Consider the following 8,801-nt stretch of genomic DNA (forward strand, 5'->3'; position numbering starts at 1 on the left):
ATGATAATCGACGACACCCACTACGACGTGATCCTGATCGGCAGTGGCGCCGGTGGTGGCACCCTGGCCGCCGCCCTCGCCAACGGGGGCCACACGGTGCTGCTGCTGGAGCGTGGTGGGGTGATGCCCCAGGCGGATCAGAACGTTGCCGAGGTGGGGCTGTTCCGCAAGCCGCGCTACCACCCCGACGAGAAGTGGTTCGGCACCGACGGTGACCCGTTCTCCCCCCAGATGGTGCATGCCATCGGCGGCAACACCAAGATCTGGGGGGGCGTGCTCGAGCGCATGCGGGAGCCGGAGTTCACCGGCGTGGCGCTCCAGGAGGGTCCGTCCCCGGACTGGCAGCTGCGCTATGCCGACCTGGCCCCCTGGTACGAGCGGGCCGAAGCCCTCTATCGGGTCCATGGCGTGGCCGGTGCCGACCCCACCGCCCCCGGGCGGGAGGGTCCCTATCCGGCCGAGCCGCGGCCGGTGGAGCCGTTCCTGGTGGAACTGCGCGCCGCCTTCGAGCGCCAGGGGCTCCATCCCTACGACCTGCCCCTGAGCTGGTCCGAGTCGGCGGTCGATCCCACCGGCGATGCCGAGCTGTTCGGCGTGGATCCGGCGCGCGGCTCCAGCACCGTGACGGTGAGGGAGAACGCCCGGGTGCTGCAGCTGCACGTCAACCCCTCGGGCCAGGAGGTGCGGGGCGTCGAGGTGGAGATCGACCACCAGCGCTGGCTGTTCCGCAGCCACCAGGTGGTGCTGGCCGCCGGGGCCATCGGCACACCGGAGATCCTGCTGCGTTCCGCCACCGACCACCACCCCCGCGGCCTGGCCAACGGCTCCGACCAGGTGGGCCGCAACCTGATGAAGCCCCAGCTCACCTCGATCCTGCAGCTGGCGGCCGCCCCCAACTCGGGCCGCTACGCCCGCGGCCATGGCATCACCGACTTCTACTGGGGTGACAAGAACGTCGACTTCCCGCTCGGTTCGATCCAGAGCGGCGGTGGGGTGCTCCAGGACGCCCTGTTTGCCGAGTCACCGCCGGTGCTCTCCCTGGTGACCCGCCTGCTGCCGGACTTCGGCCTCGAGCAGCTGGCCGCCCGCTCGATCACCTGGTGGGCGATGAGCGCCGTGCGGCCCGATCCCCACAACCGGGTCGCCCTGCGGGGTCAGAACCTGCAGGTGCATTACACGGCCAACAACCGGGAGGCCCACGACCGGCTCGTCTACCGCTGGATCGACTGCCTCAAGGCCGTGGAGGCCGACCCCCTGACCCTGGTGGCCAAGGCCGCCCCCACCCATCCCCGCGGCGAAGCCCCCCTGCCGGTGATCGGCGGCGCCTGCGGCACCTGCCGCATGGGCTCGGATCCGGCCACCTCGGTGGTGAACCTCGACGGCCGCAGCCACGAGCTGGCCAACCTCTGGATCGTCGACGCCAGCGTGCTGCCCTCCTGTCCGTCGGTGGGGGTGGGGCTCACCGTGATCGCCAATGCCCTGCGCATCGGCGCCGCCCTGAAGGCCTGCCTGTGACGGCCAGCGTCCCCAGCCCCGCCGCGATCGACGCCATCACCCCGTCGGAGACCCGGCGCATGGCCGAGCGCGACCACGGCCTCGCCCCCTGGAGCCTGTGGGGCAGCTACCTCAGCGAGCGGCAGTGGGGCACCGTGCGCGAGGACTACTCCGCCGACGGGGACGCCTGGCGCTCCTTCCCCCACGACCACGCCCGTTCCCGCGTCTACCGCTGGGGCGAGGACGGCCTGCTGGGCCTCTGCGACGACCAGTGCCGCCTGTGCTTCTCGCTGGCCCTCTGGAACGGTGTGGATCCGATCCTCAAGGAACGGCCCTTCGGCCTCGGCAATCCCGAAGGCAACCACGGCGAGGACCTCAAGGACTACTTCTTCCATCTCGCCAACACCCCCACCCACAGCTTCATGCGGGGGCTGTACAAGTACCCGCAGCGGGAGTTCCCCTACGCCGATCTGCTGGCGGAGAACGGCCGGCGCGGCCGCGACCAGCCCGAGTACGAACTGGTCGACACGGGCCTCTTCGACGAGAGCCGCTACTTCGATGTCCTCATCGAGTACGCCAAGGCCGGCCCGGAAGACCTGCTGATCCGCATCCGCGCCACCAACCGCGGCCCCGATCCTGCCCCGCTCACCCTGCTGCCCAGTCTGTGGCTGCGCAACACCTGGCGCTGGGGCTATCCCGATGAGGTCGAGCACCGGATCCGCCCGCTCACGGGCGCCGGCGGTCCTTCGATCGTCACCGAGGCGCTCCCCCACCTGGGGGTGTACCAGCTCGACTGCCGGGAGCCCGGCACCTGGATCTTCACCGACAACGAGACCAACAGCGAGCGACTCTGGGGCCAGCCCAACGCCACACCCTTCCAGAAGGACGGCTTCCATCGCCATGTGGTCGACGGGGAGACCGGCGCGGTGAACCCGGCCCTGGTGGGCAGCAAGGCGGGGCGTGTGCTGCAGCGCACCCTGGCCGCCGGCGAGGAGTGGCTGGTGGAGCTGCGCCTGCATCGGCTCGACGGCCCCGCGCCGGGCCCGGCCGAGCTCGGGGAGACGTTCGAGGCGATCTTCAGCGAACGGGAGCGGGAATGGCTGGAGTACTTCGACCATCGGGTGCCGGGGCTGTCCGAGGACGACCGCCGCATCCACCTGGCGGGCACCGCCGGACTGCTGTGGTGCAAGAAGTACTACGGCTGGAGCGTGATGCGCTGGCTCGAAGGCGACCCCACCGGTGCCCCGCCGCCCCCGGAGCGCCGCCGCGGCCCGAACGCCTACTGGCAGCGGCTGCACGCCCACGACGTAATCTCGATGCCGGACTGCTGGGAGTACCCCTACTTCTGCCAGTGGGATCTGATGTTCCACGCCGTGGCCTTCGCCGTCTTCGATCCGGCGACGGCCAAGGAGCAGTGCATGCTGCTGCGCAAGCCCCAGTACACCGCCCCCAACGCCCAGACCCCCGCCTATGAGTGGGCCCTTTCGGACCCCAATCCCCCGATCGGGGCCTGGGCGGCGATGCGCATCTATCAGATCGATCGCAAGAACAGCGATGCCGCCGATCTGGCCTTCCTGCGCGCCGCCCTGCGCAAGCTGATCCTGGAGTACGGCTGGTGGGCCAACCGCAATGACCGCTCCGGCGACAACGTGTTCGAAGGGGGATTCCTGGGGCTCGACAACATCGCCGTGTTCGATCGGCGCTTCCCCCTCGCCGACGGCAGCATCATCGAGCAGTGCGACGGCACGGCCTGGATGGCCTCGCTCAGCCTCAACCTGCTGCAGATCGCCGTGGAGCTGAGCCGCGAGGAGCCGGAGTACGCCGACATCTGCGAGCGGTTCGTGGTGGATTTCGTGCAGCTGGCGATCGCCCTCAACAATCCCGCCGGCCGCAATTACCTCAACTGGGATGAGGAGGACGGCTTCTACTACGATGTCATCAAGCGTCCCGACGGCAGCGTCGACTACCTGCGCACCCGCTCCATCTCGGGCCTGGTTCCCCTGCTGGCGGTGCAGAGCTTCGACATTGACACGGTGGCACGGTTGCCGATGCTCGATGTCACCAACGCCCTGGCCTGGTTCACCCACGAGCGCACCACGCCCTCCTGGGTGGTGGAAAACCTGGCGATCTGGAACAACGACCGGGTGCTGTTCACCCTGGTGCCCAGGGAGCGGCTGCAGCGCATCTGCGAGCGGCTCTTCGATGAGGAGGAGTTCCTCTCCCCCCATGGCATCCGTTCCCTTTCCAAGGTGTACGAACAGCACCCCTACACCTACACCGAAGGCAGCGAGAGCCAGACCCTCGCCTACAGCCCGGCCGACAGCCCGGTGGCGATGTTCGGGGGCAATTCCAACTGGCGCGGGCCGGTGTGGATGCCGATGAACTTCCTCCTGATCGAATCGCTGCAGAAGTTCGCCCATTTCTACGACGACAGCTTCAAGGTGGAGTTCCCCACCCGTTCAGGGCACTGGATCACCCTCTGGGAGGCCTCCCTGGAGCTGGAGAAGCGGCTGGTGGGGCTGTTCCGCCGCGACGGCCGTGGCCGTCGTCCCTTCCTGGGAGATGTGGAGCTGTTCCAGACCGATCCCCACTGGCGCGATCTGATCCTGTTCAACGAATACTTCCACGGCGACAATGGCAGCGGAGTGGGTGCCTCCCACCAGACCGGATGGAGCGCCATGGTCTGCAAGATGCTCAACCAGCTCCACCGCTATCCCGAAGGCTGATCCCCCCACCATGCGCACCCCGTCCTCCAGCGCACCGGTCGCCGGTCCGAGCCCGTACACCTCGCCCCTGCCCCAGGCCGAGCAGCTGCAGGTGAGCCACGGCGCCCACTTCGACGTGGTGATCATCGGCAGCGGCGCCGGCGGCGGCACCCTGGCCCGCCACCTGGCCCCCACGGGCCTGAAGGTGCTGGTGCTGGAGCGGGGCGACTGGCTGCCCCAGGAGCCCCAGAACTGGGACGCCGAAGCGGTGTTCCAGCAGAACCGCTACGTGTCGAAGGATCCCTGGCTCGACAAGCACGGCAAACCCTTCCAGCCCGGCAGCCATTACTTCGTCGGCGGGGCCACCAAGATGTACGGCGCCGCCCATTTCCGCCTGCGCCAGCAGGACTTCGAGGAGCTGGCCCACTTCGATGGCACCTCGCCGGCCTGGCCCCTGCGCTACGCCGACTTCGAGCCCTGGTACCAGAAGGCCGAGGAGATGTACCACGTGCACGGCCAGCGCGGTGAGGATCCCACCGAGCCGCCATGCAGTGGCCCCTACCCCCATCCGCCGGTGGCCCACGAGCCGCGCATGCAGCAGCTGGTCGACGACCTGCGCGCCGCCGGGCTCCACCCCTTCCACGCCCCCAGCGGCGTCCAGCTCGATGAGGCCCACATGGCCTTCAGCCGTTGCCGCAAGTGCAACTGCTGCGATGGCTTCCCGTGCCTGGTGCACGCCAAGTCGGACGCGGAGGTGCTGGGCATGCGGCCGGCCCTGGCGCAGCCGAACGTGTCCCTGCTGACGCGGGCCCAGGTGAAACGGCTGTGCACCGATGCCACTGGTCGCACGGTGACCGGGGTGGAGCTGGAGCGGGACGGCGAACCGCTGACCGTCAGCGGTGATGTGGTGGTGGTGAGCTGCGGCGCCGCCAACAGCGCCCGGCTGCTGCTGCTGTCGGCCAACGACCGCCACCCCCGGGGCCTGGCCAACGGCTCCGACCAGGTGGGGCGCCACTACATGTTCCACAACAGCAAGGCGATGGTGGCCTTGGCCCATGAGCCGAACCGCACCATCTTCCAGAAAACGGTGTCGATCAACGACTGGTATCTCGGGGATGCCGACTTCGACTACCCCATGGGGAACATCCAGATGACGGGCAAGACCAACGGCACGATCATGAAGGGCTACGCGCCCCTGGAAACGTTCATGATGCCCGGCTGGAGCATGGACAAGATCGCCGAACATGCGCTCGACTTCTGGATCTCCAGCGAGGATCTCCCCGATCCGAACAACCGCGTGACCGTGACCGGCAGCGGCCAGATCCAGCTGAGCTACACCCCCAACAACCTCACCGCCTCGGCGCGCCTGGTGAGCCGCCTCGAGGGGCTGCTGGATCGCCTCTACCTGCGCAAGCACCTGGTGGAGCGCCAGTTCTATATCGCCAACAGCATGGGCATCGCCGCCGTGGGCCACCAGGCCGGCACCTGCCGCTTCGGCAGCGATCCGGCCACCTCGGTGCTCGACCTCGACTGCAAGGCCCACGAGCTCGACAACCTCTACGTCGTCGACACCAGCTTCATGCCGACGATCGGCGCCGTGAACCCCTCCCTCACCGCGATCGCCAATGCCCTGCGGGTGGGCACCCACCTGGTGGAACGGCTGCGGGGCTGAGGGTGGCGATGGACACGCCGGAGGAAACGTCGGAGCGGCGGGTGCTGGTGGCCCTGGGCACCGCCTGGGCCCTGACGGCCGGGTGGTTCCTGGTCTGGCCGGTGCCCACCGAAGTGGTCGGCCGGGGGGTGGTGATCGTGCCCGGCGGCGCCACCGTGATCGATTCCCGGGCTGAAGGTCAGATCCTCAGCCTGCCGGTGCGGGAGGGCCAGCGGGTGCGCCGGGGCCAGACCCTGGTGCGCCTCTACCTGCCCACCCTGGAGCAGCAGTTGCGCCGCCAGGAGAAGGACCTGGCCGAACTGATCCGCATCAACGCCGATCTCGACCGGCGCGACCGGGCGCGGCTGGCCTCGGCCCGGCGGCTGCGGGACACCGCCCTGGCCAAGCTGGAGGGCAACCGCGAGCGCCTGGACGCCCTGCGTCGCGTCTATGACCAGAAGGTGGCCGATTTCCGCCATCTGGCCCGCCGCGAGGTGGTGGCGCCCCTGGCCGCGGAGGTGGTGGCCAGCGAGGACCGGGCCATCCAGCTCGACAACAGCGTCGCCGAGCTGGGCATCCGGCAGCGGGAGGCCATCGACGCCTGGGAGAAGGTCCGGCTCGCCATCGACACCGAAGCCCAGCGGCGGCGCTTCGCCATCGAGGACGCCCGCCGCGCCGTCCGGGTCACCCAGACCCGCCTGACCTACGACGGCACCCTCACCGCCACCCGGGACGGGCGGCTTCTGGATCTGCAGGTGGTGCGGGGCCAGACGGTGAAGCCCGGGCAGCGCCTCGGCACCCTGGGGAGTCCCCGGGCCGACCGCGGCAACGCCGACGGCGGCGGCCAGGCCCTGCAGGCGGTGGCCTACTTCGCCCCGGCCGATGCCCGCCGCCTGCAACCCGGCCTGGCCATGGAGGTGGTACCGGACTGGAACGAGCGGGGCCGCTTCGGCGGCATCCGCGGCCGCGTCCGCCGCATCAACCTGCTGCCCGCCACCCGCGAGGACATCAACACCACCCTGGGCAACCCCCAGCTGGCGGAGGCCCTGGTGCGCAACGGGCCGGTGATGCGCACCGAGATCGCCCTGCTGCCCGCCGCCGGCGGCTCCGGCCTCGACGGCTATCGCTGGACCCTCAGCCGCGGCAGCAGCGTCTTTCCGATCCGCGAGGGGCTGACGCTCAAGGCCCACGGCTACGTGGAATGGCGCCCGCCGGTCAGCTACCTGCTGCCGCTGCTGCGCGACCTCACCGGCAGCTACCGCACCCTGCGCCAGCAGGAGCGCCAGGACCAGCCGCCCCTGCGCCAGCGGGACGCCCTTCCATGACCCGCGAACTTCCCTGGCTGGTGGTGGAGGCGGCCCTGCTGGTGGTGCTGCTGCACGCCAATGCCCCGGAGGTGTGGTTCTGGTTCGCCGCCCTGCTGGTGGTGCTGCTGTGGCGCTCGTTCGCCTGGCGCCAGCGCCGCTGGCAGCGGCTGCAGCAACGCCAGAGCGACGCTCAGGAACCGCCCAGCACCAGCGGCAGCGCCACCGGCTGATCGGGCCGGTCCGGCACCGGGAGCAGTTCGCGCAGCAGCTGGGCGTAGCTGACATTGGCCAGGGTGGTGGATTCGGCCACCCCCTCCATCGCCCCGGTGAGGGTGGCGACGGTGTCGGCCACATCGCTGTAGTCGGCCAGCCCCAGCTGGTAGCGGGCCCGCACGTCGCGGAAGGCCTCGCGGGAGGCGCTGTAGGAGGCGCGGGCCGCCACGATCTGGCGCAGGGCGGCCCGATGGTCGTAGAAGGCGGCCTCGAGGCGCTGGCGGATGGCGTTGCGCTCCCGGGCCAGCTGCTGGTCGGTGCGGGCGGCGGCGCTGCGGCTGGCGGCCACGGCGCCGGCGGTGACGCCGCCGTCGAAGAAGCGCCAGTGCAGCTGCAGGCCCGCCGCCCAGTCGGAGCGCTGGTTGAGCAGCTGGGGGATGAGGGCGGAGCTGCAGCAGCCCTCCAGCCGGATCACGGGCTGGGTGATCAGCCCCTGGCCGTAACCACCGGTGGCCACCAGCCGCAGGCTGGGCAGCAGCTCGGCGGCGCGGCGGTCGGCCTGGCGCAGCAGGGCGTCGCGGGCGGCCTGCAGGGCCCGCAGCTGGGGGTTGTCCTGCCAGCCGCGCACGATCGTCTGCTCCAGATCGAGGGGCCAGGGGGGCTGCAGCCGCACCGCATCGCTGGCCCGCAGGCTGACGTCGAAGGGCACGTTGATCAGGTTGCTGAGCTGGCGCTGGCGACTCAGCTGCAGGGCCTCCGCCTGCTCGAAGCGGTAGTGGCTCTGTTGCAGGGCGGCCTCGGCCCGGAGCCGGTCCAGCCGCGGCACCAGGCCCGCCTGCTGGAGGGCCGCCACCTGGTCGCGCACCACCGTGTCGCTCTCGACGACGGCCCGGCGGATCCGCAGCAGCTGGTCGGCAAGCTGCAGGCCGTAGTAGGCGATGCTCACATCCAGCTGCAGCTGGCGCAGCCGATCGGCGTAGCGCTGGCGGGAGGCCCTGAGGCTGTCGTCGGCCTCGGCGATGGCGGCGGCGCGATACGGGCTGAGCAGCTCCCAGGCCAGCTCCACCCGGGCGGCGGCCGCACCAACATTGGACTGCACCACATTCCAGCCCTGGTTGCGGACCAGAAACGGGGAGCCCGACGGATAGATGCCGGCGTTGTCGGTCCAGACCTGGTTGTAGGAACGCTGCTGACTGAAACCACCCGCCAGGTTCAGGCCCAGCTCTGGCCAGCGGCGCCCCCGGGCCGAACCGGCCAGGTCCTGCTGCTCGCGCACGCCGAGCCCGGCGGCGGCCAGATCGGGATCGTTGCGCACCGCCACCGCCAGGGCCTCGGCCAGGCTGAGCCGCTGGCGCCGCGCGATCCGCACCGCCTCGGGCACCTCGGGCAGGGCGTTCGCCGCCGGGGCTGGCAGCAGTGGGGCCAGCAGGG

General features: G+C 70.5%; 6 protein-coding genes. 5 read left to right on the plus strand and 1 reads right to left on the minus strand.

Going from position 1 to position 8,801, the window contains the following annotated elements:
* The 5 genes from KBY81_RS03565 to KBY81_RS03585 are packed head-to-tail and all read left to right on the plus strand — an operon-like array spanning position 1 to position 7,387.
* Positions 1–1,515 carry a GMC oxidoreductase gene (locus KBY81_RS03565; protein ID WP_254975629.1) on the plus strand — a complete coding sequence of 505 codons (1,515 nt, stop codon included), beginning with the start codon at positions 1–3 and terminating at the stop codon, positions 1,513–1,515.
* Positions 1,512–4,220 carry an MGH1-like glycoside hydrolase domain-containing protein gene (locus KBY81_RS03570; RefSeq protein WP_396103652.1) on the plus strand — a complete coding sequence of 903 codons (2,709 nt, stop codon included), beginning with the start codon at positions 1,512–1,514 and terminating at the stop codon, positions 4,218–4,220. Before KBY81_RS03565 ends, KBY81_RS03570 begins: the two co-directional genes overlap by 4 nt.
* A 10-nt stretch (positions 4,221–4,230) precedes the next feature.
* The gene (locus KBY81_RS03575; RefSeq protein WP_254972239.1) at positions 4,231–5,871 is read left to right on the plus strand and encodes a GMC family oxidoreductase; all 1,641 of its coding nucleotides are present in this window, start codon (positions 4,231–4,233) and stop codon (positions 5,869–5,871) included.
* An 8-nt stretch (positions 5,872–5,879) separates the two neighbouring features.
* Positions 5,880–7,175 carry an NHLP bacteriocin system secretion protein gene (locus KBY81_RS03580; protein ID WP_254975630.1) on the plus strand — a complete coding sequence of 432 codons (1,296 nt, stop codon included), beginning with the start codon at positions 5,880–5,882 and terminating at the stop codon, positions 7,173–7,175.
* On the plus strand, positions 7,172–7,387 hold the full coding sequence (locus tag KBY81_RS03585) for a hypothetical protein (protein WP_106219406.1): 216 nt from the start codon (positions 7,172–7,174) through the stop codon (positions 7,385–7,387). Before KBY81_RS03580 ends, KBY81_RS03585 begins: the two co-directional genes overlap by 4 nt.
* Here the strand turns inward: KBY81_RS03585 and KBY81_RS03590 are convergent.
* On the minus strand, positions 7,348–8,801 hold a 1,454-nt coding region (locus KBY81_RS03590; protein WP_254975631.1), incomplete at its 5' end, for a TolC family protein. The genes KBY81_RS03585 and KBY81_RS03590 overlap by 40 nt on opposite strands.

This window comes from Cyanobium sp. Lug-B (assembly GCF_024345635.1).
GTDB lineage: Bacteria > Cyanobacteriota > Cyanobacteriia > PCC-6307 > Cyanobiaceae > Cyanobium > Cyanobium minutissimum.